19 protein-coding genes are annotated in these 23,851 nt (G+C 40.8%); 10 read left to right on the top strand and 9 right to left on the bottom strand.

The annotated features are described in order from the left end of the window. Window positions 1–164 precede the first annotated feature (164 nt). Together CDG77_RS12925 and CDG77_RS12920 are read right to left on the bottom strand one after the other, a co-directional pair. Window positions 165–926, bottom strand: a complete 762-nt coding sequence (locus CDG77_RS12925) for an ABC transporter ATP-binding protein (RefSeq protein ID WP_094329770.1) — start codon at window positions 924–926, stop codon at window positions 165–167. Then, complete coding sequence (locus CDG77_RS12920; protein ID WP_094329769.1) at window positions 927–1,733, bottom strand: ABC transporter permease; 807 nt, start codon at window positions 1,731–1,733, stop codon at window positions 927–929. A gap of 795 nt (window positions 1,734–2,528) precedes the next feature. On the opposite strand from CDG77_RS12920, the gene petP reads away from it, so the two are divergent. The 4 genes from petP (at window position 2,529) to CDG77_RS12895 (ending at window position 5,449) form a co-directional block, all read left to right on the top strand. Beyond that, window positions 2,529–2,717: a cytochrome b6f subunit PetP gene (petP, locus tag CDG77_RS12910; protein WP_094329768.1), complete on the top strand. Its 189-nt coding sequence runs from the start codon at window positions 2,529–2,531 to the stop codon at window positions 2,715–2,717. 120 nt (window positions 2,718–2,837) lie between these two features. Further along, window positions 2,838–3,938: a Get3/ArsA fold putative tail anchor-mediating ATPase NosAFP gene (locus tag CDG77_RS12905; protein ID WP_094329767.1), complete on the top strand. Its 1,101-nt coding sequence runs from the start codon at window positions 2,838–2,840 to the stop codon at window positions 3,936–3,938. A gap of 93 nt (window positions 3,939–4,031) precedes the next feature. Beyond that, window positions 4,032–5,078 (top strand): chlorophyll synthase ChlG, encoded by a 1,047-nt coding sequence (chlG, locus tag CDG77_RS12900; RefSeq protein WP_094329766.1) that lies wholly within the window; start codon window positions 4,032–4,034, stop codon window positions 5,076–5,078. Window positions 5,079–5,161: 83 nt separating this feature from the next. Further along, the gene (locus CDG77_RS12895; RefSeq protein ID WP_094329765.1) at window positions 5,162–5,449 is read left to right on the top strand and encodes a hypothetical protein; all 288 of its coding nucleotides are present in this window, start codon (window positions 5,162–5,164) and stop codon (window positions 5,447–5,449) included. A gap of 41 nt (window positions 5,450–5,490) precedes the next feature. On the opposite strand, the gene CDG77_RS12890 is transcribed toward CDG77_RS12895, so the two are convergent. The 4 genes from CDG77_RS12890 to CDG77_RS12875 form a co-directional block, all read right to left on the bottom strand. Beyond that, window positions 5,491–6,447 (bottom strand): MDR/zinc-dependent alcohol dehydrogenase-like family protein, encoded by a 957-nt coding sequence (locus CDG77_RS12890; protein ID WP_094329764.1) that lies wholly within the window; start codon window positions 6,445–6,447, stop codon window positions 5,491–5,493. A gap of 106 nt (window positions 6,448–6,553) precedes the next feature. Continuing rightward, the gene (locus CDG77_RS12885) at window positions 6,554–7,126 is read right to left on the bottom strand and encodes a hypothetical protein (protein WP_094329763.1); all 573 of its coding nucleotides are present in this window, start codon (window positions 7,124–7,126) and stop codon (window positions 6,554–6,556) included. 217 nt (window positions 7,127–7,343) lie between these two features. Continuing rightward, complete coding sequence (locus tag CDG77_RS12880; RefSeq protein WP_094329762.1) at window positions 7,344–8,150, bottom strand: inositol monophosphatase family protein; 807 nt, start codon at window positions 8,148–8,150, stop codon at window positions 7,344–7,346. 63 nt (window positions 8,151–8,213) lie between these two features. Continuing rightward, window positions 8,214–9,647, bottom strand: a complete 1,434-nt coding sequence (locus CDG77_RS12875; RefSeq protein ID WP_094329761.1) for a BCD family MFS transporter — start codon at window positions 9,645–9,647, stop codon at window positions 8,214–8,216. A 236-nt stretch (window positions 9,648–9,883) separates the two neighbouring features. Between CDG77_RS12875 and CDG77_RS12870 the strand changes: the two genes are divergently transcribed. The 5 genes from CDG77_RS12870 (at window position 9,884) to CDG77_RS12850 (ending at window position 18,383) form a co-directional block, all read left to right on the top strand. Beyond that, a complete protein-coding gene (locus CDG77_RS12870) occupies window positions 9,884–10,705 on the top strand; it encodes an Rpn family recombination-promoting nuclease/putative transposase (protein WP_094329760.1) in 822 nt (273 codons plus the stop codon). Window positions 10,706–11,121: 416 nt separating this feature from the next. Continuing rightward, window positions 11,122–14,577, top strand: coding sequence for a hypothetical protein (locus CDG77_RS12865; RefSeq protein WP_094329759.1), 3,456 nt, complete (start codon window positions 11,122–11,124; stop codon window positions 14,575–14,577). Continuing rightward, a complete protein-coding gene (locus tag CDG77_RS12860) occupies window positions 14,574–16,679 on the top strand; it encodes a hypothetical protein (protein WP_094329758.1) in 2,106 nt (701 codons plus the stop codon). The genes CDG77_RS12865 and CDG77_RS12860 overlap by 4 nt, the downstream gene beginning before the upstream one ends. 263 nt (window positions 16,680–16,942) lie before the next feature. Continuing rightward, window positions 16,943–17,167: a hypothetical protein gene (locus CDG77_RS12855; protein WP_094329757.1), complete on the top strand. Its 225-nt coding sequence runs from the start codon at window positions 16,943–16,945 to the stop codon at window positions 17,165–17,167. Window positions 17,168–17,435: 268 nt separating this feature from the next. Continuing rightward, complete coding sequence (locus CDG77_RS12850) at window positions 17,436–18,383, top strand: aldo/keto reductase (protein WP_094329756.1); 948 nt, start codon at window positions 17,436–17,438, stop codon at window positions 18,381–18,383. Window positions 18,384–18,393: 10 nt separating this feature from the next. Here CDG77_RS12850 and CDG77_RS12845 read toward each other — a convergent pair whose 3' ends face one another. From CDG77_RS12845 to rimO, 3 genes are all read right to left on the bottom strand, one after another. Then, complete coding sequence (locus tag CDG77_RS12845) at window positions 18,394–18,972, bottom strand: Uma2 family endonuclease (protein ID WP_094329755.1); 579 nt, start codon at window positions 18,970–18,972, stop codon at window positions 18,394–18,396. A gap of 177 nt (window positions 18,973–19,149) precedes the next feature. Continuing rightward, window positions 19,150–20,676, bottom strand: coding sequence for a DEAD/DEAH box helicase (locus tag CDG77_RS12840; RefSeq protein ID WP_094329754.1), 1,527 nt, complete (start codon window positions 20,674–20,676; stop codon window positions 19,150–19,152). Between the two features lie 264 nt (window positions 20,677–20,940). Then, window positions 20,941–22,260, bottom strand: a complete 1,320-nt coding sequence (gene rimO, locus CDG77_RS12835) for a 30S ribosomal protein S12 methylthiotransferase RimO (protein WP_094329753.1) — start codon at window positions 22,258–22,260, stop codon at window positions 20,941–20,943. Window positions 22,261–22,935: 675 nt separating this feature from the next. Here rimO and btpA point away from each other — a divergent pair. Further along, the gene (btpA, locus tag CDG77_RS12830; RefSeq protein ID WP_094329752.1) at window positions 22,936–23,784 is read left to right on the top strand and encodes a photosystem I biogenesis protein BtpA; all 849 of its coding nucleotides are present in this window, start codon (window positions 22,936–22,938) and stop codon (window positions 23,782–23,784) included. Window positions 23,785–23,851 lie beyond the last annotated feature (67 nt).

The following is a 23,851-nucleotide window of genomic DNA, read 5'->3' as shown; positions in this document are numbered from 1 at the left end:
GATGACATCAGGACACACAGGGGATTATATGGTGCAGTAATCCCTTTCAATTGGATATTCTATCAGAATAACCACTATTACATAAATCTTTCTTTTGCATCTTTTCTGATGCATTCACCTAAAAGACAATATATAATAAAAGCTTGTATAAGCTTTTATTATCGTTATTCATTGTTTACATTTACCTGTTTCTTATCTACAAAGTTTAGGTATTTATTTACAACCTCCTCTGCACTCCCAGTGAATTTAATTTCCCCTTTATCTAGCCATATAGATTTTTGACAAGTTCGTTCGATAAACTTTAAATCATGAGAGACTACAAGAATCGTCACCTTTTCATCCCAATATTTCTCAATTCGTTGCTTACACTTGTTCTTAAAACTTTCATCTCCTACAGATAACACCTCATCTAAAATAAGAATATCAGGCTGCACATCTGTTGCAATTGAAAAACCTAACCTTGCCACCATACCAGAGGACAATCCCTTCACTGGCACGAACGCATAATCTTGCAATTCTGCAAACTCCAAAATTGAAGCTGCTCTACTTTTCATTTCCGATCTAGAATACCCCAGAAGTACACCATAGAGGATAATATTATCCATGACAGAAATTTCCAAGTCAAAACCTGCTCCTAATTCAATCAAAGGAGCAATTTTACCTCGTACCCGTACTGTTCCACTGGTAGGTTTCAAGATTCCAGAAATTACCTTTAGAAGAGTGGATTTCCCGGAGCCATTCGCACCAATAATACCAATCTTTTCGCCTTTTTTAACTACGAAATCAATTTTATCTAGTGTTAACTTTTTTACTGGCTGACGATATTTACCTTCAAAAACAGATAGCATCGTTTTCTTAAGGTCATAAGAAAACTCCTCTTGTGTCCGTCGCAATAGCGAAACATTATCTAGGCGAATTAGTTCCATTTACAGCAAATCCATAAATTGATGTCGCCACAAGTGAAAACAAGTCCATCCCAAAGCTAAAATAATTACCCCACTGAGCAAAGAACCCCAAATTAAACCTAAATCTGGCAGAGAACCTGATAATGTAATCTGACGAAGGCTTTCAATAATTGGTGATAACGGATTGATACCTAAAAACTGCCTTACCTGCGGTGGAACAATAGCTGCTGGATAAAATATAGGACTACTGAGCCAAATTACAAATACAACTAACTCATAAAAATAAGGCAAGTCTCTAAAAAATACGTATAAAGAACTTACAAAAAAACCTATTCCTGTAGAAACTAAAATTAAGGCGAGAAATGGAAATACTAGCGCCAATACATTGACTAAACTCTTGGAATTAATAAAAGTCATTAATGCCAGCAAGGGAAGTGTCCCTACTGAAAACTGAAATATGTTTGCACAAATCATTGATACAGGAAAAACGCTGACTGGCAAACTAATTTTATTTAATAGTGAACCATTACCGACTACACTACTCAATGCTTGAGAGGTAGAAGCTGAGAAGAAATTGATCACTACCAATCCCGTAAAGGCTGCCAATAGGTAGTTTAGTATTGAGTTGCCGTAATAAGAGGCAAAAGTAGCGCCGAAAATCGCTGTGTACAGCCCGGTCATGATCAACGGGTTGAATAGCGACCAATAAACCCCCAGGATCGAACCTCGATAACGCACTTTGAGATTCCGCGCTACCAAAACGTGCAGCAATTCCCAGTAGCGCTGCACTTGCAACCAAGTTGAATTGTCTTTAAGCGAAATTCTCATTGTAAAAAACTACCATACACCACAGGCAAGTTATTTGCGAATTTTATACTATTGGAGCGTAGTTTGCCGCACTAGCGTACCATTAAAAAGTTTATTTGAAAAAGTATTGTTAAACACACAAGTTACTAATTACCATTTTTCTACTCTCAAGCACATCCTACCCCGGCAAGACCAGTTAATTTATCAATTGGTTCCTATAACTCCCTGACGCGAACCAGCCGCAAGTTATCACAAAAATGCTTAGAAGTCAAACATAATTATTTTTAGGATGTCTATTCATTGCGATGATTTAATCGCTACTCGATTACTTAACTCAAACTATCTGGATCGATTAAGAGCGATCGCAAATATTGTGCCAATAGATCAGCCCGTTGGCATTCTTGTTCGGTTTTTTCTCTTGATGTCGGTACCCAACCCACTGAATTATACTAACGTAACCACAAGCCTTGGTAAACCTGATTCCCCTATTAATTCACTGGGTAAATCATACATGGTAGGCATGGTTTCTTGTGGTGGACGGGGAGGATCTGTTTGATACATGACTAGTACCTTTGTTTCTTAAATCAAGCTATCTGGATTAACTCCTAACGATCGCAAATATTCCGTCAACCGTTGCGCTGTGACAAACATTGGTATTGCTTGGTTGTTGATTTAATTTTAAGCTCTTGGGTCAGGAGTTAAAAGTTTGAAGTTTGAGATTTTCTTGCTCACTCCCTTATCTCCCCTGAATTTGTGAGAGCAGAGTCACGGTTTCCGCTACACTGAGACGAAGGTTTATCTGAATTGTAATCAGGCATGGAAATCGGACAAAAGGTTAAAGTCTTTCGCTTGCGCGATCGCGTTTCTCCCCCAATTGTAAAAAAATTAGGACAAGTGGGTATCATCCAAGGCTACAAAGTCATTGATGGTGGGATCGGTGTAGTGGTTCTATTTGATGACAATTTTTCCACTTGGTTTTTTGAAGATGAAATTAAACCTGTGTAATTGTAAAGAACTCAGATCCGGATTTTTCTTGGCATCTGAAATTTCCAGCCTAGGTTGAGAATCTTTATTGAGTGCTAAGTTGGAGTTGAAAAGATCGGCGGTGAAAATAGGAATCAAGTAATGGCTCTAATATTGACATTTTTGGGCAAAGGCGGCACCGCTCGTACCAAAATTGCGATCGCCGCCGCCAAATTATTGGCAAGTCAAGGCAAGCGCGTACTCCTGGCAGGACAAGCAGAACCAACATTATCAATTTTGTTGGGTACTACCATTGGTGCCGATCCCCAAGAGATCGCTCCCAAGTTACAGGCGGTACAGTTTAAAGCATCTGTACTGCTTGAGCGTAACTGGGACGAAGTGAAAAAACTGGAAGCGCAATACCTCCGCACACCTATCTTCAAAGACGTTTTTGGTCAAGAACTGGTAGTACTACCAGGGATGGACAACGCCCTAGCCCTGAATGCTATCCGTGAATATGATGCCAGTGGCAAATATGATGCGATCGTCTACGATGGCACGGGTGACTCTTTAACGTTGCGAATGTTGGGTTTGCCAGAATCTCTCAGTTGGTATATCCGGCGATTTCGGCAATTGTTTGTCAACTCCGATTTGGGGAAGACGATTACTGAATCGCCCTTAATTCAACCGCTAATTAGCAGCTTTTTCAATATCAACTGGACAGCAGATAACTTTGCAGCGCCTACTAACCAAGTCAATAATCTCTTGGAAAAAGGGAGAGCCGCGCTTGCCGATCCCAAGCGTCTTGCTGCTTTCTTAGTAACCACAGGAGATCCGATTGAGGTAGCAAATGCTCGTTATTTGTGGGGTAGCGCTCAACAAATTGGTTTAACTGTTGGTGGTGTTCTGCTTGTGTCTCCTGAGACAAACGTCAATCTGTCAGAGGAATTTATCCCTCTACCTGTGAGTGTCATTCCCGACTCGCCCGTAGGTGATTGGCAACCACTGATAGACGCACTACCCAACTTTGAAGCACAAGCTCTACAGGCTCCCAAACCAATTGAAATAGACATCCCCAATCGTCAGGTACGCTTATTCTTGCCAGGTTTTGACAAAAAGCAAGTCAAGCTGACCCAATATGGGCCAGAAGTCACGATAGATGCAGGAGATCAGCGACGGAATATTCCCCTACCCTCGGCTTTAAGTGGTAGATCCGTTGCTGGAGCAAAGTTTCAGAATAATTATTTGATAATTTCGTTTTAAGTTAGTTAGGAACAAAGTTAGGAGTTAAGAGTAAGGAGTTAGGAGCGTCTCCGGCTCTGCTCCTAACTCCTCACTCTAAAAAAAATACGCCTTATGTCAGAATCAACTCCCATTACCCCAGACCCCAATCCAACTGAGGCTATAGACTCAGTAGCAATTAATCCCAGCGAACAAGCAATAGCAACTGCCGATCGCAATGCGAAAACTAGGCAGTTGCTGGGGATGAAAGGTGCAGCTGCTGGAGAAACTTCAATTTGGAAAATTCGTTTGCAGTTAATGAAGCCAATTACCTGGATTCCCCTAATTTGGGGTGTAGTCTGTGGTGCGGCTTCTTCGGGTAACTATACTTGGACGCTGGAAAACGTGTTGAAAGTATTAACCTGTATGCTACTGGCTGGGCCATTGATGACAGGTTACACTCAAATCCTCAATGATTACTACGATCGCGAAATCGATGCCATCAATGAACCTTATCGCCCGATTCCCTCTGGGGCGATTCCCCTACCCCAAGTAATTATTCAGATTTGGGTATTACTGATTGCTGGCTATGGTTTGGCATTTGTGCTAGATGTGTGGTCTGGTCATGAATTCCCGACAATTACAGCGATCGCAATTATCGGTTCTTTCATTGCCTATATTTATTCTGCACCTCCCCTGAAACTCAAGCAAAACGGCTGGCTAGGTAGCTACGCCTTGGGTGCAAGCTATATCACCCTACCTTGGTCTACAGGACACGCTTTGTTTGGCGAACTCAATTCCACAATTATAATTTTGACAATGTTCTACAGCTTGGCTGGATTAGGCATTGCCATTGTCAATGATTTTAAGAGTGTAGAAGGCGATCGCCAGTTAGGATTAAATTCACTACCCGTAATGTTTGGCATCACCACTGCGGCATGGATTTGTGTAGTGACAATTGATGTATTTCAAGGATTTATCGCAGCTTATCTCGTCAGCATCCATGAGAATTTGTATGCAGCAATCCTAGTACTGTTAATCATTCCCCAGATTACTTTACAGGATATGTATTTTCTGCGCGACCCTGTGAAGAATGATGTTAAGTATCAAGCCAGCGCCCAACCGTTCCTTGTTCTAGGAATGTTGGTAACAGGTTTAGCGCTGGGTCATGCTGGCATTTAATATACTTCATATAGTTGAGAAGTTAGGAATTGGGAATTAGGAGTTAATATACTTCTAATTCCTAATTTGTATCAGGACATACTGTGTTAGAACTGATATCTTTCCTTCTTCATGGGATTCAACCTTTTCTAGTCCCAATTTGCTTTGTTGTTGCTTGGACTGTAACTATTTTCGTTGTTTTGAGTCTCTGGACGGCGGCGCGAGATAGCGTAGCTACAGCCAAGCTTATGCATCAAATTCCCTGTACTGGTTGCCAATTTTTTACCGACAATTACCGTCTTAAATGTACTGTACGCCCATCTATTGCTAATACAGAAGAAGCGATCGATTGTTCTGACTATCAACCGAAGACGAATCCTTATTTGTATTAGAGATTGGGAATTTGCAAAGAGTTTGCCCAATGATTCAATAACTATTGACTAATTTCCAGCAATATTTTTAAAACACCGCGACTCTGGGCGTGTTCAAAAGCTGCAAGCCCTTCAATGAGGGGGTAGGTGGCATGAATCAGGGGTTGTACGTCAACCTGCCCTGTGGCTAGTAACTGGAGGGCTGGGGCAAAGGGACCGCAACGAGAGCCGATGAGGGTGATTTCATCCACTACTAAAGAAGAAATATCCAGGCTGAGGTTGCCAGCATAAGTACTTTTAAGTACGAGCGTACCACGGGGACGGAGGGCACGACGGGCGATCGCAAATCCTTCTGGGTTGCCAGTACATTCTACTGATATATCGAAATATCCATCTTTGACAGCATCCGCTAAACCAGTTTTAATCCCCCGTGCCTCTAAGTTGGCAAGTTTTTCTTGATGCCGTCCCACAGCTAAGAGTTCACAGCCAGTTAGTGCTAGTGTTTGGGCTACCAACTGCCCTAATTTGCCATCTCCAACCACTAACACGCGATCGTTTGGACGCAATGGCACTTGCTGTTGAATTTCCAAAGCTGCTGCGATCGGTTCGGTAAATGTTGCTACTTCTGTTGGCACATTATCAGGTACTAAATGTAAGTTATCTATCGGCAAACAGAGATATTCACTAAAGGCTCCATTCCGATTGACAATACCTAGAACTGTACGATTTTCGCAGTGAGTTGGTTGTCCACTCAGACAAAACCGACAATGCCCACACGCAGCGTTGATTTCTCCAACTACACGTTGGTTAACTAAGTGTTCTGGCCCTTTTTCAACCACGCCAACAAATTCATGTCCCAAAATACCAGTGTAGGGATAGTAGCCTCTGAGTAGTTCTAAGTCAGTGTTACAGATACCCGCACGCAAGACGCGCACCAAAGCTTCTCCTGCTGGTGGTTCAGGAATAGGAATATCTGTGCGTAGCTGCAACTGGTTATTTTCGAGCCAAAGTCCTTTCATTTTTCTTCACACCGGTTTAAAAAATCTTTGCAAAATAATGAATCGACTGTAGTCAATTTAACGTTAAAAGGGTGAGTATAAACAGCGTCTGCAAAGTAATTACGAATTATGTCTCTGTACTAGGTATTTCTTTATTTTTAGTTACATCAATTTTGCTTAACCAAGTAACCAAGTCTTCTGAGTCTAGCGCTATCTCACTTCCTAAAGTTTTGATATAAAGAAGTCCATCGCTAATAATTAAATCCCTAATTGGATACCAGGAATCTCGTCTTCTAATTAGAAGTTCCAAGGGAATTCCTAGTCTCGAAGTATACTTACGATATTTCCACCAAGCTCGCCATAGAAGTACACATTTAGTACAGTGCATCTCATAGCCTTTGGGAACTTCGCAGAATTGATAATGATAGAAACCCCGACTATCTACTTCTCCTTTGAGGAGATAACTATATTCTGCTAATGTCTGATTTATCAATTCCCACTGGGATGATTTTGGAGAAATCGAGAATTCAGATAGTGTGTTAGATAGTTGGACGGTGGCAATCACACCTTCGCCTTTTGCTGTCAGTTGGTTAGTCTTATATACTGTTTGCGCTGTCAAAGCAGGATTTGACAACAAAACTTCTTTTTTATGGATAGAGTTTTGCACAAACTCTCGAATTAAATCTAGATTAGATAACATAAAATTTTTTATACTAAAATAATCAGTGTAATAAAAGCCACTACACTACTTAAATTAGTAACTACACTGGTTTTGCTCTTAAATCAGGATTATTACCAGCTTTATTTATACTCAATTCTTTGTTTGACTATGGTTTTGTTAAGTTTTATATTTATATACTACTACTCAATATGTGCTGATTGACAAAATCACTGTTTTCAGCAGTGAAAGCGGCAAATTAAATTTTTACGCCTTCGAGAAAAGGTTGAAATACCGGAACTAATTCGGGACGACTGACAACAAGGGTGGGAAAAGAGCGATCGCTATAATCTTCTCCCGGTGACAATGGAAACGGCTCTAACTTCAGCGATGTCCAGACCCCACCAGCAGCCTGGACAATTACCCAAGCCCCGGCTATATCCCAAACTTTTGGTGTCGCCTCAATACCACCCAGAGTAGCCCCAGTTGCAACCGTCAAAAAGTTATAGCTAGCCACACCCAACATCCGAACTTTACAGGGAAAGCCGTTTTTGATAGCTGCGGTACTACGAGAACAGAGGTTAAAAAAGTGATTGTTGCTGGGACTATCAACACTGGCGTGGATGGGGTGGAGGTTGAGAAATGCTCCTATTGGCGTTGCTAAACCAGATGAACCTGGCCAAAAACCATGAAAAGCTTGATTTAAGGTTGGTGCGTAAACATACCCAAAAATGGGCGTGCCTCGATACAGTAAACCCAGAGAAATTGTCCAGATGGGAATGCCGCGTGTGAAGTTGGTTGTACCATCGAGAGGATCGATTACCCAGCACCACTCAGTACCGGGAAATGACCGATCGCTCTCTTCGCTCAAAATGCCGTAACCAGAGAAAGTAGAAGCGATCGCATCCCGAATTTCCCGATCTGCCCATTTATCTGCTTGCGTCACCAAACTACCATCAGCTTTTTGGTCAGCCTGTACTTTACCAAAATCTTGCATTAACTGCTTGCCCACTCTGGTAGTAGTAGTTTGGGCAAAATCAAGAATTGTTGTCCAAAAATCATTCATTGGTTAATTGTCATTTGTCATTGGTCATTGGTCATTTGTCCCATGCCCCATGCCCTATACAGTTTAGTCTAAATCGCTTTCCAAAACAGATGCGATCGCTTGCTTTGTACTTGTTTGAAATTCTGTAATGTTCACCCGATTCAGAAACCAAATCGACAGCACCATTCCCACGGCTTCTAGAATGAATACCAATCCATAAGCTAACTCTTGGCTTGGTAACAGCTTGCGTCCAATATCCAAAACTGTACCTCCGATTACTACCGCCACACCTCTAGAAAGGGATTGCGCTAATCCCCATGCCCCTATAAACGTACCTGCGGCTTCTGCTGCGGTCAGATCCAACATCAAGCTAATTGCGGCTGTAGTTAAGAAACCTGCGGCTAAACCGAACAATACCAAAGCTAGTTTGAGAACTGCTGCATTAGCTGTGAATCCTGATATGCCCAGCAAGATTGCACAGAATGCTACCAACATACAGCCTAAACGTGCAGTTCTGCGCTTACCCAAACGCGGGATAATATAAAAACCCGTAACGCCGTAGGCAATCAGTAGACCAGTTCCATAAAAAACATTTAATTTGGTACTTTCCGCTAGGGGCATTTTAAACACTTGACCCGCATAAGGTTCCAAAATTGGGTCTTGCATAAACAAACTGATAGTCATCACCAATAAAAAGGTGAAAAATATACCTGTTTGCGGGCTAGCTGTCAAGATTTTCCAAGCATTGCCTAGAGTTATGCTGTCTTCCCGGTTTACTAATGTGGAACGGGTTAAATATTGAGAGTACTTTTTTTCTACGCCGAATGTGGCTGCGATCGCTAAACCAAATACAATTGCTGGGACGATAGTAAACAACCTGGTGATAGATGCTTGCAAGGTTTCTAAGGTTGCTTCTGGCGTTAACTGTTTCAGCAAACTGGCACTGATAATTGCCCCAACAATAATCCCCACCATTAGCATCGACCAAACTACACCGACTACTTTGGAACGGTTATCTTCTTCAGATATATCCACCAACAAAGCAGCGAATGCAGTACCGCTAGCACAAATTCCTAAACCGTATATAGCGAAAACTAAAGCTAAAACTGCCGTCCAGCCGATTGTTTGAGTTGTCCATGTCCAACCACCTGTACTATTAGCGGCAAGATTTAGTTGCCACATTACTTGTATAGCTAAAAAGGCTGCGATCGCAAATATTGCCGCGCCTACCCAAACATAAGCTGTACGGTGGTATCCCCATAACGGCTTGGCATCGGAAATCTGGCCGAACCAGACACGCGAAGGAGCAACAAATAAAGGCAGTGCTAGAACAACTGATACCAGCGTCGCCGGAATTGCTATTTCTTGAATCATGACTCTGTTGAGTACGCCTAGAGTCAAAATTGACATCATGCTCAACCCCATCTGAAATAAACCCAGCCGGAACATGGTCAGCAGGTTTACCCTTGGCACAGATAGGGATTTTGTTTTGGTATCAAATACTTCACCGCTTGCCATAGCTACTTTTTCGTATGGTTTATAGGATTTAATCTCTCTCTCTTTAAATAAAGATAAACCCTACTCGCTCTAAATCAGCGAACGAAAAGTTGAAGTTGCAATTTGGCAAGCAATTATACACCTCAATTAGGGTATGCTTCAGCCAAGTTAGGATTAATTTTTAGGGTTTGGTTGTAATCTGCGATGTCTACGACGGGCTACGCCTACGCATAACGAGAGAATTTTAGGATGAAATAGTGAAACGAGACTCCATTTATTATCAAATTTTTAAGCGCTTTCCTGGGTTACTCTTTGAACTGATTGATGTCCCTCCTCCTCAAGCACAAAACTATCGATTTGAATCACTTGAAGTCAAAGAAACGGCTTTCCGCATCGATGGTGTGTTTTTACCTCCAGAGGGTGCAACATCCAGAGTTATCTTTTTTGCTGAAGTTCAATTCCAAAGAGATGAAGCCCTCTACCATCGGTTCTTTACCGAGTCGCTGATGTACTTGAACCGGAATCGTTCTCAATATAATGACTGGTTTTGTGTGGTAATTTTTTCATCACGCTCTTTGGAACCAAGGGATCAAAGAACTCATCGAATATTTCTCAACAGCGATCAAGTGCAGCGAATCTATTTAGATGAGTTAGGCGCGACTAATCAGCAGCCAATAGGTATCAACTTGATGCAGTTGACTCTAGCATCGGATGAAGTAATGGCACAGCAAGCAAAGCAGTTGATTGAGCGGGTAAAATTAGAGTCAACGGACATGCTGCCGAAAAACGAAATACTAGACATCATCACCACAATCGTCGTTTATAAGTTTTCAACCTTAAGTAGAGAGGAAGTTGAAGCTATGTTAGGACTAACTTTGGAGCAAACAAGGGTTTATCAAGAAGCGAAAGCCGAGGGTCGAGAAGAAGGTCGAGAAGAGGGTCGAGAAGAACAGAAAGCTGAAATGTTAAAACTTACCGTTCCTCTGTTACTAAAAACAGGGATGAGTATGGAGCAGATTGCTCAACACCTCAATGTTGATATAGAAGATGTTCAGCTTGCCGCACAGTCAAGCACATAGAATGGTCGTTTCACGTCTGTTGTCATATTTTTGCAAAATGAGGAGAGCTTAATTAAAATCCTCAATTGCCTTTTTATGGTTTTCAGAGCGATCGCGCCAAAATGTGACAGATTAAGATGGCCATGACTTCATCGGAGTTGGGACTTGCTAGCAGGGGACTCCAATCTCTAAAGTTCGCATAGCCTCTCTACTCCACCAAAAAAGACCCTAAACGCAGACAGACTTTTGGGTAGTTCAGAGCTTGTCTGTCCTGTAAGCATAACTGGATTAAATGCTGCTGTGCGTTAATTGGAGCTAACTGAGAATGTTGCCTACTTCTACTTTTACTGCTAATACTGGTGCCATAGTTAGCGATCGGCATATAGATGTATCATTGACATCCAAGCATCTCAAACTTTACTAAGGTTATCAGGGATATGGAACAAATATTAAACGAATACTGTAAACAATTTAATCCTGGGCTGCTTCTCCTGAGTAGGCCGACTGGTTCTGGTAAAACATACACTGTCCTCGAGTTTATTTATTCTAATCACGAGGAATTTGCTGCTCAAAATAGAAAAATACTATTTATTACCAACCTCAAGAAAAACTTGCCAATTAACGAACTCAAAGAGCGTTTTATTGCTGACGGAAAGGAAGATGAATTTGACAAACATGTTCTTTTTATTGATTCTAATATAGATACTGTTGTTAAAAATCTACTCGCTATTGATGATGAGATTCCTGATCAATTCAAGACAGAAATTTATAAAAAATTAAAGTCTCACATAGAAATACTCCAAAATCGTCAACTTCCCAAAGAAGTTAAAGATAGCTGGGAAACAGAAATTCGCAAAATTATTGAGCCTAAATTCCGAAAAACTATTATAGAAGCATTGAAAAATAATTTCAAAGCAAAAAAAGACCGCATTTCAGCTATAAAAAATGATCGAGAATATCAATGGATTGGAAAATTATATCCCGCAGTATTTACAGATGAAAAAACTGTTTTTTTCCTTAGTATAGATAAGTTCGTCGCTAAAAATACGACACTTGTTGAGAATTCATATTATTTTAATGAGCGGTTTATAGAGAAAGCACTTATTTTTATTGATGAGTTTGATACTACCAAAGAAGCTGTACTCAACAATATCATTAAATCAGGCTTGCAGCATCGAGTGGATCTTCTTGATTTATTCTTGAATATTCATAACCATCTTATGCCAAACGAATGTCCTGAACTGCTTATTAAAGAATCTGAATGGTTCCAGAAAAAATCGGGTGGTAAAAATTGGTTATCCCCACGACAACAGATTGAAACCTTTCGAGAGAAAGCTAATGACATATTTACCACATATAAATTACAACATACCTGTAAATCTCATGAAGACTTTTCTACAAATAAAAGGAACTTTCTGTTTTATGATTACCAATTCCATAATGTCCTAGATCGTCATCAGCGTATCGAGATTATTGAAGATTCACAAACCCTTACAAATTGGATTAAGGCTTTTGATACTAAAACAAAAAAAACTGGTGTCGATATTCACGAACTACTGAGTAATATTACTGGGTTTTTAACCTACTTTCAGACAGGAATTAAGTATTTAGCCGATAACTATCGTCATTTGAAAGACGAAAATAAGAGCATTAACGAAGCCTTTTCCCTTGAATTTGCTGTCAAGAGCGTTCTTAATCATTTTCGCCTTGATGATAGAGATGTCGAATTTTTAACTAGTAAAATTCTAGAAGATGACTTTTCCTATGGCTTGCAAACTGACAAAGGAACAATCCAGCGCCAGGGGTTTTATGATACAGGCTTTCGTTACCACGATATCGTCGATAGTAATGAGCATGATACCTTATCGAAAATATATATGTTCAACTTCAGCCGTACACCCGAATCCTTTTTAGCTGGAGTTTGCTCAAAGGCTATGGTAGTAGGCATTTCTGCGACTGCTGGACTTTATACCAACATTGGAAACTACGATCTTGAATATCTGAAATCTCGTTTGGGAAATTCATTTATACGTCTTAAAGAAGATGCTATTATCAGGCTCAAAAACGCATATTCTGAAGCAACTAAAGGATACGATCAAGTTGTCATAAAAACTGAATTTATTGGAACAGATTCGCAGAAGGAAGCAATCAAACAGCTTGAAGAGCTTTTGCGTGACCGAGAAGCAGCACAGGCTTTATGGAACGATCTTCGTCATAAAAATACTGATGATGATGAGAAGAGTCTTAAATTCTCATTTGGCCGTTATGTGAGAGCGTTGACTGCATGGAAATATTTTCTGGATCACCCTGATTGTCATGCGTTTCTGTGTCTGTTCACTAAATTACCACAGCCTTCTGATCCAAAGTTCGACCTAAATATATTGTATGAGTACGCGAAATTACTATTGGATGACAAGAAAGATGTCATAGATGGTAGTGTAGATGATACGATTTTCCTCCTTAGGGGAGAAAGCTTTGACGAAAATAAAAAGAAACTGCTAAATGAACTGAAAGATAACAAACGCCGATTCATTATTTCTACCTACCAAACAACTGGAGTTGGACAAAATCTACAATTTCCTATTCCTTCTAACCTAGAGCCAATACATATTAACAGCTTTCCCAAGCATTCAGATATGGATATTAATGGTATTTATCTAGATAGCCCAACAAATCTGCTTGTAAGTATTTTTGAGAGTAATCTCAAAGATGATGATTTTATCAAATACATTTTTCAATTGGAATTTCTTCGTGAAAATGGGGCTTTTTCCCTAAATACATTTAAGAGCAAGTTGGATGAAGCCTTTCATAAATATATAGGAAGATATAAGCCTAAGCGAAAGGCTGAGGACTTCATCAGCTTATACAATACAGGTGCTTATTCACTCTTCTTGAATAAAATAATTATTCAAGCCATAGGTCGGATATGTCGAACTAATATGAAGGCTCCAACAATCCATATTCTTGCTGATGCTTCCATGCGAAAACATCTAACCAGATTTTCTATCCCAGAGGATGTAATTTCTGTTCGTGAATATACTGCTCTCCTGGAATTAGCTGGTGAATCGACTAAACAATCTGAAGATTTAATCGAAGCGCAAAACCGTGCATCCAACAACAGCAATCAGAGTTCTGCTTATATACGCCGCCAACTGAAAACGCCGTGGACACCTAAGACTATTAAAGAATGGCAGAATCTTAGAGAGCAAGTTCTCCGCCAACCCGCTATTGCCAAAGAGTCAGAATGCAATCCGAACTGGAATAGTATTATTTACCTTAAATTTCTAAAAGCTGTCTCTTCATATCATTATTTAGAAGAATATGACTATAGTGAAACTCAAGTTTTCTTTTCTGAGGAATACGGAAAAAAAGAAGTCAAAGAAGTGAGTGAAGGAACTGCCCGTCTTTCAGATTTAATGAGAATCGATATCCTACATAAATTGTTCCTTGATTCTGGCTGGGCAACAGCATTCCCTGAATCTGAACTTATGCTGACACCTCCAATGTTCAACAATATTTATAAAGGGGCTTTAGGCGAAGTATGCGGGAAACATATTTTTCAAAGCCTCTTAAATATTGATTTGCTAGAACTGGATGTGGATGAATTTGAACGCTTTGACTTCAAAACGGAGCAGAACATTTATATAGACTTCAAGTTATGGAACGATCGGGTTGCAGTACCAGCCGATGAATTAATTGATAAAATCCGTGAGAAAATGGCGATCGTCAAAGCAGATCGGGTTTTTGTGATTAACATTCTTGGCACTTCAAACACAGCTTTTCGTCCAATTATCTCATCTGACAGGAAAATCATCGAAGTTCCTTATCTTTGTAAAAACGATAAAGTTGACAATAAAGCAATTAATTTTATTCTGAAGGAATTTCATAAATGAGCATTTTTACGAATCGTCTGAATATCAGTTTTAATATTGATGCTATTAAACAAGACTTTGTGTTTATTCGATTAGAAAGACAACAAAATGGTAAATGGTATGGAGCTAGAGAATTAGATTATCTTATTGGTAAAGATTTTAATTCTTCTGCTGTCATGTTTCAGTATGGAAGATATGCCTATGCCATGTTTAAAAAACCGCTTGATGTTTACCAACTTCGCTCTAAGATTATGGAGGAATTCAAAGACGATGCTGTTATTGAAGTTACTCCGAAAGCTATACTTGCAAGCTCTGAAGACTGCATTTGTGAAGAATGGCTAGCTCAGATTTTATTAAACTCGCTTTCATCCTCTAGATCGCGTTTTGCTAAATATCATTATTGCAACCTAACCGGATCATTGTTACTTGTACGAGATTTTGAAGGCAAAAACAAAGACTATATTGATGTAGCAAAAATTACTCTAAAAAAGGGGTACTTGCTAGAGATTAAAACTGCTCGTCACCGAACAAAAATTTCTATTCTTACAGAGCTAAAAAATACTGTTGATAATAAACGCAAACAGGAACTTAAAAATGCTCTTGATAAGCCTAATTATATATTTGAAGCATCAACTGGAAGTCTTCGGAGACATTTACCGCGTGATGGTGAAATTGATGCAAAAACAATATATATCGAATGTGGTTTAAAAGGTAAAAAAGCATCTACTCCATTTCTGGACTTTGGGAGTATTGATAATTTTTACAAAAGTAGCGCTGGTGTTTCTCACCATATCATGGTAAGCATTCACGAATATCTATCGAAATACATGGATGTTAATTTTTGTTGCCGTGAAATTGACGACAACTTACCACTTACAAGCACCTTGCTTAAAAGTCCAAAACAACTTCACTCAAAACTTGATGGTCAGGCAATACATATAGTTGATAGAGTCAACGATGAAGAGTCTGCTTATTTAGTAATGACACTGAAACAATTGCTTCTTCCTTATATCACTGATGAAAACTTAATTACTGTTGGTAAACGTGATAAAAGAGACGCTCTAAATTTTAGAATTATTCATGATGCCGACTTTTATGAAAAGATGGGACAAGAAGACGAATATCTCCCTTCAACAAATGAATTCCGGCGGCAGCACCTCACAATTGAATCAAGCATAAATGTCTCTGACGCTATTGTTAAAACAATTATAAAAGAACAGCTTATAAAGCGTGATATTAGCTCTCGAACATTGAACCTGTTTGATTGGGCTAAACTTGAATTAAAAGGAGTTTGGACTTTTGCTGCTTGGGATGAAGAGAGAAATCACGTTATTTTTATGGAAATCCAACCAAATGGTAATTTTGAATTTTATGAAATAGAAGATCGAGGTATATTTAACTGGGAAAAATTTGACAAATATAAGGATGCTATGATAGATAGTAGCTCTGGAGATAAAAGCAGGACATTGGAAGGTCTTGTTATTTCTGATACAGGTGATATAAATCAGATATTCCGTAGCGATGAAATTACCATTCCTGAGCTTTCTAAAATTGAAGCTATTATCAACGAAGTCGAAACTGAGTTTCCTGAAAATAAGCGAAGTGGAAAGGCTTTGGCAGGGTTGATACAAGAATTCATGACTGAAAGTTCTAGCAAAGATAATGAAGAACTTGTGAGATTTTCCGATGAATTGGAAATTTTGGGTAGCAATGAACTAGACAAAAAAAGCTTCAAAAAACTTCTGAATGAAAGGCTAGGAAAAAACTCAACTGTTGCATCTGAATTACGGAACTATCTTCTAAATAAATATCATATCAGGCTGATTTTTTCAAAACAGAAGGAAAACATCGAAGATTTATTTGATGCTTCTCTCAATATAAAATATTTCGGCGAAACTGAAAAAGAAGCATATTATTTCGTGGGAGATCAAAATGTAAAAGATTATTCTTTCAAAGACGCCTGTCATCTCCGTAAAATCGTTGCGGTAAATGACTCGAAACTGATATTCAGACAACTCCTTCAAACTATGGATGTTGATTTTGTCCGCACAGGGCAAAGTACCGTAATCCCTTTTCCATTTAAGTATATTAGGGAGTATAAAAATTTTGGACTTGCTAAATGACTGTATGAATCAGTATTAATAAACTGCAACAACTATTAGTTTGATGCATTCTACTTATGTTTCATTAAACCCAATAGTAATGCTGGCTAGAGTTATGGTATTGTTCTGTAACTTTATTTGACGCAATCAAGCCACATAAAAATATCAATCAATATGAAATTGTGGTTTTAACTACGCTATTGCATTAAATTAGTAAGATAAACTTGCTTTATGTATGTCCTCAAACTACTTACCTTCATCCACTAACCAAAAAGGCATAAGCAATGACTAAAGAACCAGTCAAAGTAATATTATGGGAAGAAAATCAAAAAGATTTTCTAAAAAAGTTCTACGATCTCCAATTTACTCCCAGAGTAGGAGAGGAAGTTTACCTAAAAAAGGAGAGATGGAAAGTAACCAGAGTTGAGCATGATGTAGAAATTAGTGAGATTAATGTCTACATGGAATTAATCAAAAAACCCAAGCAGGATAAATCATCTAATTCATAAATACAAGTAAATACACTCAACTATAGCAATCCTATTTGATTTGTGAGAATTGCGACCCGCAGATCCCCGACTTCTCGAAGAAGTCGGGGAATCTTGTTTATGCGCGTTTGATTCAGGTTTTAAATCTTTATGCAAGGCGCGATGTCTACGACGGGCGTAGCTGCGACACCACAAGATTTGCAGCCAAGTGGTGGCGATCGCACCCAATTTTGTCTATAACGATACACTATAAAAGTAAAGAAATGTAAATAAACTAAATTTTGCAACCGTGGAAAACATCACATTGGGGCAAAATGGCCCATCTGTTACACCCTTGTGCATCGGCACTTGGGCTTGGGGTGATAAACTATTTTGGAATTATGGCGATCGCTACGGCCCAGAACAGTTACAAGAAGCCTTTACCGCAGCCTTAGAAGTTGGTATTACCTTCTTTGATACTGCCGAAGTCTACGGAATGGGACTATCAGAGAAATTTTTGGGGCAATTTCTCCAACAGACTCAACAACCTGTACAAATCGCTACAAAATTTGGCCCCCTACCGTGGCGATTTACAGCCCAATCCGTCTCTGATGCTTTAACAGCCAGCCTCAAACGCTTGCAATTAGAGCGAATCGCCCTGTATCAAGTGCATTGGCCTTTTGCCTTCTTTTTAAGCCAAGAAACTTTGATGAACGCCCTCGCGGATGAAGTGAAGCGGGGCAGAATTGCCGCAGTCGGTGTAAGTAATTACTCGGCAGAGCAAATGCGAGACGCGCATCAAATATTGGCGGCTCGTGGAGTACCTTTGGCTGTAAATCAAGTGCGCTATTCTTTACTCAGTCGCCAAGTTGAAAGCCAAGGCATTATCGCAACTGCCCGTGAGTTGGGTGTGACTATCCTGGCATATAGTCCTTTAGCTCAGGGATTACTCACAGGTAAATACAGTATTGATAGTGTTGAAACCCCCACTGGTGCAAGGAAAATAGACCCACGATTTAAGAAAGAAGGACTGCAAAAAATTGCTCCAGTTATCTCTTTACTACGCAATTTTGGGGAAAAATACGATCGCACCCCCGCCCAAGTTGCTCTCAACTGGTTAATTGCTCAGGGGAATGTTATTCCCATTGCTGGAGTCAAGACAGCCGAACAAGTGCGGCAGAATGCTGGTGCTTTGGGCTGGAAATTGAGCGACGATGAAGTTGGAGAGTTAGAACTAGTTAGTCGTCTTTGGCTGTAGTATTTCTGAACTACTCAAACACAGGAGGCCAAATTTCTGACACTATTAGCTCCCAACCTGGTAATAAGTCTGGTAGTGTCAGTTTGTCGTTGTCCTGCAAAATTATTGGTTCTTGATTGAGTCGATAAACTGTGAGTGTCAATTTGTCAGGATCAATTAGGATACCAACCGTAGATCCGAGTTGTAAGAATAGCTGAATCTTTTCTACCAGTGGTTTAATTCGGTCTGACTTAGATTTTATTTCAACCATCAAGTCAGGTACGAGTTCCACAAAGTCGCGCTTGCTTATTTTCAGTCTATCAGCACGAACAAAAGACACATCGGGAGCGCGGAGATTTCGTTTTTCGTTATCAGCTTCTTTCCCGTTTTCAGTTTCTAATGTAGGCAAAATGAAACCAGCGCTAGAACCAGTCACCCGTCCTAAACGCTGTGGGCGTACCCAGTTGCCGAGTAATCTAACTAACTCAGCACCAATTTCCTCTGACTCATAATCTGATGGCCCCATAACAACTATATTTCCGTCTACTAGCTCCATCTGCCATTCTGGATGCTCTGCTTGTAGTTGCTCTAAGTCTGGAATAGTGAACATAAGACCACGAAGAATGCATCTGTAATTTATCTTCCTACAAACTGGTAGAAAAAATTACCCAAAAAGCCAAAAAGTCAAGAGCCAAAGTCAAAATCTTGACTCCTAACTCTCAACTCTCCAATTTTAGGTTTGGATTTTGGATTGAAGAAAAATCTAAAATCCAAAATTCATTGTTGACTAAGAAGCTGATTCCCTAGCTGTAGGTGAACCTATCTTTTTACTAGGGGATGCAGAAGACTCTTGCCCACCTGTCCGCAGTTTGGGCTTGGGAGAAGAATGTCTTTCTTCGTTGCTATCTGATTTCCATGCAGCACGGGGGCGATCGCTAGAAGATGATTCACGACGCTTACCAAGTCTTGGTTTGGGAGCGGAAGATTCCTCTTGGGGAATTTCTACATCTGAACTCAACCAAGCAGGACGAGTTTGATCGTAAGCAATTTGCAATGCTGCTGCGGCGATCGCTTGAGCATCGTATTCTTCAATCAGTTCGCTGACGATCGGCAAGAATGAAGCCAAACGCTCACCTGTCAAAGCTTCGCGCACTAGCTCTTGCAATTTCATGATGTGCCGCGCTTCAATTTGGGCGCGTGTAGGAATCGTCAACAATTGCCAATTTTGGCGGTTATGACGTTCAAATGTTTGCTGTTTGCGGCGCTCAAATGGTTGTACTAGAGAGATTGCTGTTCCTTCTTTACCAGCACGACCAGTCCGACCAATACGGTGGACGTAGGTTTCTACACTATCGGGTAAGTCAAAGTTGATTACATGGGAGAGTTGATCGACATCTAACCCTCGTGCTGCAATATCAGTTGCTACCACCCAACGGACTTGACGGTTACGGAATCTGATCAATAACCGTTCCCGTGCTTGTTGTGATAAGTCACCGTGGTATTCATCTACACTGTGACCAGCGCCTTGTAATTGACTAGTGAGTTCTGCGGCGGTGCGTCTGGTGCGGACAAAGATTAAAGCTGTTTCTGGATCTTCCATTTCCAAAATCGGCTGTAATGCTTTGGCTTTTGTCCAATGGCGGGGGATCAAGTAAGCTACTTGATTAATCTTGTTAGGAGCGGCTTTTGGTTGCTCGACGGTGACAGTTGCAGGCGATCGCAAGAATTTGTTCACCAACATCCGAATTGATGGGGGCATTGTTGCCGAGAATAAGGCTGTTTGGCGGTCTACGGGCGCTTGCGAGAGGATTTTGATTACATCGTCGATAAAGCCCATGCTCAACATTTCATCAGCTTCATCCAACACAAACCATTTCACTTGATCGAGCTTTAAACAGCCGCGATCGAGTAAATCGATCACCCGTCCGGGAGTACCCACAACCATGTGAACGCCGCGTCTGAGTTGTAACATTTGACGGTCAATTGATTGACCACCATAGATTGCTAACACCCGCAATCCTTCATCGCCGATGAATTGGGCGATCGCATCGTGAACTTGCATTGCTAATTCACGAGTTGGGGTTAAAACTATGGCTTGCACGGCTTTTTGATTAATATCTAGCCGCTCTAAAATAGGCAGTGAAAATGCTGCTGTTTTGCCTGTTCCAGTTTGAGATTGACCGACTACATCACGACCACCTAGCAATTGGGGAATTGCTTGGATTTGAATGTTAGTTGGTTCGGTAAAACCGATTTTTTCTAGTTTTTCGACACGTTGTTGAGAAATACCTAATTCTTGGAATGAAAGAGTCATTAATTCGTCCTAAATTTTATGTAAGGATTTTTGGATTAGTCATTTAGTCATTAGTTATTAGTCATTAGTCATTAGTCATTAGTCATTAGTGAGCTTAGGGCGGTAGCGATGCCTCAAATCTTGGAGAGGCTATGCCAACAAGTCCGCCAGCGTTTCAGGTAAACCCTCATGAAAACTGCTATTAATGCAGTATTGACCTTAGTATAAGGATGAATTTGTAAGGGTCATTTAACAAAAGACAAAGGACAAAAGACAAATGACAATTTAGTTATTGACTACTTGACCATAGAGGTCGTATGTATCAGCGTGGTGAATCGCTACTGGCACGATGGTTCCTAACTTTGCCTGGCCTTTGACATACACCAGACCATCAACCTCTGGGGAAAATCTACCTGAACGACCTATTAGTTCACCACTTTCAGGATTTTCTTGCTCAATCAGGACATCGACGATTTTGCCTACTTCCTGTTGATTTTTCTTTTGAGAAATCGGTTGCTGGAGTTCCATCAGTTGGTATCGGCGATCGTCCATCACTTCTTGGTCCAACTGATTTGGTAGCTTGTAAGCTGGGGTTCCTTCCTCAGAGGAAAAGGTGAACACACCAACATGATCGAATTCATGCCGTTGAACGAACTCTAGTAGATGCTCAAAATGCTCTTCTGTTTCTCCTGGGAAACCAACAATAAATGTTGTCCGCAATACGGCTGTTGGTAGCGCCGTTTTGATGCGATCTATAATCCCATCATTTACGCGCCCTTGCCAAGGACGGTTCATAGCGCGGAGAATATCTGGATGAGAATGCTGCAAGGGCAAATCCAGATAAGGCAAGACGTTTGGTGTTTCTTGAATGGCCGCGATTACATCTGGGGTCAGTCCCGTGGGATAAGCGTAGTGCATTCTGATCCACGGTATATCTACTTTCCCCAAGGCGCGAAGTAATTCGGCTAATTTTGGCTTACCGTAAATATCTAAACCGTAATTAGTGGTGATTTGGGAAATTAGAATAATTTCCTTTACCCCTTGACTAACTAACTGCTCCGCTTCGGCGACTATAGATTCAATAGTACGCGATCGCTGGTTCCCTCGAAGATGAGGAATTATACAAAATGCACAACGATAATCACATCCTTCCGCAACTCGGAGGTAAGCTACGCCCTCGGTTGTAGTGCGATAGCGCGGTGTAGTTTCATCGGCAATGTAGGTTGGCTCAATACTAACCTGTTTAACCCGTTCGCCAAGTTCAACACGCTCAATTACATTAACAATTTTGTGATAATCGCCTGTACCCACCACAGCTACTGCTTCGGGTAACTCCTCCAAAAGTTGTTCTTGGAAGTGTTGCGCCATACAGCCAGTAATTACGATCTTTTTATTTGCCTCTGCCAGCTCTACCAAAGTTCTGACAGATTCTTGCCGGGCTGCTTCAATAAAACTACAAGTATTAACAATAACGTAATCTGCTAACTCTTCATTTGTATCTACACCGTAGCCTGCTTCTACGAGCATTCCCAGCATGTGTTCTGTATCAATTCGATTTTTCTCGCAGCCCAGGTGAGAAATGGCAATTGTTGGCTTGTCACCCATATTTTGAAAATATCTTCATTTTTTTCTTCTTGTTGTCAAACATTCCGGCGCTAACTTTGCTTTTTTGCTATCAGCATCCTCATGAAAACACTACAGTGGCAAATCCCCACTGTTAGTAACTGTCCGTGGACTCATAACCCTATCAATAAATAAAAATAGAGGTCATGTTATGATATTCCTATCAATCTGTTCCCCAGGGTGAATTGAAGTGTCTTTGGGTACATTTGACACTTGTAATCTTTTTTAACAATTCGCTTATTGGTATTTTACATTACCATAGCGTGTGCGTTGTTAATCTACCCATCGGGAAGCCGCCCAAAGGGCTTGTTGTTGAGAAGTCGCTACCCTCCGGGAAATCGACGAAAGCGACTACGCTTGATAAAGCAGTAATGTTAACCTGGCGATTGGCAAGTCCTGCGACTGGGCGCGGACAAGATGCCTAAACCACGGAAAGCTGCCTTGCGTCTAGTGAGTGGCAAACTCCTCTTGTAGCCAGGTTTTATCTTAACATATCTTATGGGAGGTTTCACGCCAATTTCCATCTGAGGAAGGAGGCAATAAACCGACCATCATAAAACACATTTGACTAGTTAATGAAAAGTCAAGAGTCAAGGGTCATACAGTCAATAGTCAAAAAATTCTAGACTCTGGACTCCGCGAGGCGGATTTAAAGACGTGGACTTATATCAATTATTTAAAACTAGATCGCCGATTATTGGAGTGGTTCACCTGCTACCACTGCCTACCTCGCCCCGTTGGGGAGGTAGCCTAAAAGCGGTGATTGACCGAGCCGAGCAAGAAGCAGCAGCCCTTGCAAGCGGAGGGGTTGACGGTTTGATTGTGGAGAATTTTTTCGACGCGCCCTTTACCAAAAACCAAGTCGATCCCGTGGTTGTGAGTGCCATGACCATTGTGGTGCAACGGATACAAAACTTGGTGACTTTGCCTATAGGGTTAAATGTCTTACGAAATGATGGCAAAAGTGCAATGGCGATCGCTAGCTGTGTGCAAGCGCAATTTATCCGCGTCAACGTTCTCACAGGAGTGATGGCAACCGATCAGGGATTAATTGAGGGAGAAGCCTATCAACTGCTCCGCTATCGACGGGAGTTAGGCAGCGATGTTAAAATCCTAGCCGATGTGTTGGTGAAGCACGCCCGTCCTTTGAGTTCTCCAAATCTCACAGTTGCCGTGAAAGACACCATTGAAAGGGGTTTAGCAGACGGAGTAATTTTGTCTGGTTGGGCTACTGGTAGTCCACCTAACTTAGAAGATTTGGAACTAGCTTGTGATGCAGCAGCTGGCACGCCAGTGTTTATTGGTAGTGGGGCGAGTTGGGAAAATATTGATACATTGATGCAGGCAGCAGATGGTGTAATAGTTTCTAGCTCTCTGAAACGTCACGGACGAATAGAGCAACCAATTGACCCAATTCGCGTCAGCCAATTTGTCGAAGCCGCACGTCGCAGTTGGAACTCCAAAAGTGAAAGTAAATCAGTAGAACAAGTAAAGTTACATTCTTAATTGGGGCATGGGGCATGGGGAATGGGGCATGGGAAGAAATAAGTAATACCCAATTCCCAATTCCCAA

It is taken from the genome of Nostoc sp. 'Peltigera membranacea cyanobiont' 213, assembly GCF_002245975.1.
Lineage (GTDB): Bacteria > Cyanobacteriota > Cyanobacteriia > Cyanobacteriales > Nostocaceae > Nostoc.
Note: the sequence above shows the minus strand (reverse complement) of the source record. Positions and strands in the feature narration are given on the sequence as shown.

What these genes read in the sequence shown, in the direction of transcription:
- CDG77_RS12885 (WP_094329763.1), bottom strand. Translation starts at nt 7,126, where the DNA reads ATGTTATCTAATCTAGATTTAATTCGAGAGTTTGTGCAAAACTCTATC.
- CDG77_RS12920 (WP_094329769.1), bottom strand. Translation starts at nt 1,733, where the DNA reads ATGAGAATTTCGCTTAAAGACAATTCAACTTGGTTGCAAGTGCAGCGC.
- CDG77_RS12865 (WP_094329759.1), top strand. Translation starts at nt 11,122, where the DNA reads ATGGAACAAATATTAAACGAATACTGTAAACAATTTAATCCTGGGCTG.
- CDG77_RS12880 (WP_094329762.1), bottom strand. Translation starts at nt 8,150, where the DNA reads ATGAATGATTTTTGGACAACAATTCTTGATTTTGCCCAAACTACTACT.
- petP (WP_094329768.1), top strand. Translation starts at nt 2,529, where the DNA reads ATGGAAATCGGACAAAAGGTTAAAGTCTTTCGCTTGCGCGATCGCGTT.
- rimO (WP_094329753.1), bottom strand. Translation starts at nt 22,260, where the DNA reads ATGGGTGACAAGCCAACAATTGCCATTTCTCACCTGGGCTGCGAGAAA.
- CDG77_RS12925 (WP_094329770.1), bottom strand. Translation starts at nt 926, where the DNA reads ATGGAACTAATTCGCCTAGATAATGTTTCGCTATTGCGACGGACACAA.
- CDG77_RS12875 (WP_094329761.1), bottom strand. Translation starts at nt 9,647, where the DNA reads ATGGCAAGCGGTGAAGTATTTGATACCAAAACAAAATCCCTATCTGTG.
- CDG77_RS12845 (WP_094329755.1), bottom strand. Translation starts at nt 18,972, where the DNA reads ATGTTCACTATTCCAGACTTAGAGCAACTACAAGCAGAGCATCCAGAA.
- CDG77_RS12855 (WP_094329757.1), top strand. Translation starts at nt 16,943, where the DNA reads ATGACTAAAGAACCAGTCAAAGTAATATTATGGGAAGAAAATCAAAAA.
- CDG77_RS12840 (WP_094329754.1), bottom strand. Translation starts at nt 20,676, where the DNA reads ATGACTCTTTCATTCCAAGAATTAGGTATTTCTCAACAACGTGTCGAA.
- chlG (WP_094329766.1), top strand. Translation starts at nt 4,032, where the DNA reads ATGTCAGAATCAACTCCCATTACCCCAGACCCCAATCCAACTGAGGCT.
- CDG77_RS12860 (WP_094329758.1), top strand. Translation starts at nt 14,574, where the DNA reads ATGAGCATTTTTACGAATCGTCTGAATATCAGTTTTAATATTGATGCT.
- CDG77_RS12890 (WP_094329764.1), bottom strand. Translation starts at nt 6,447, where the DNA reads ATGAAAGGACTTTGGCTCGAAAATAACCAGTTGCAGCTACGCACAGAT.
- CDG77_RS12905 (WP_094329767.1), top strand. Translation starts at nt 2,838, where the DNA reads ATGGCTCTAATATTGACATTTTTGGGCAAAGGCGGCACCGCTCGTACC.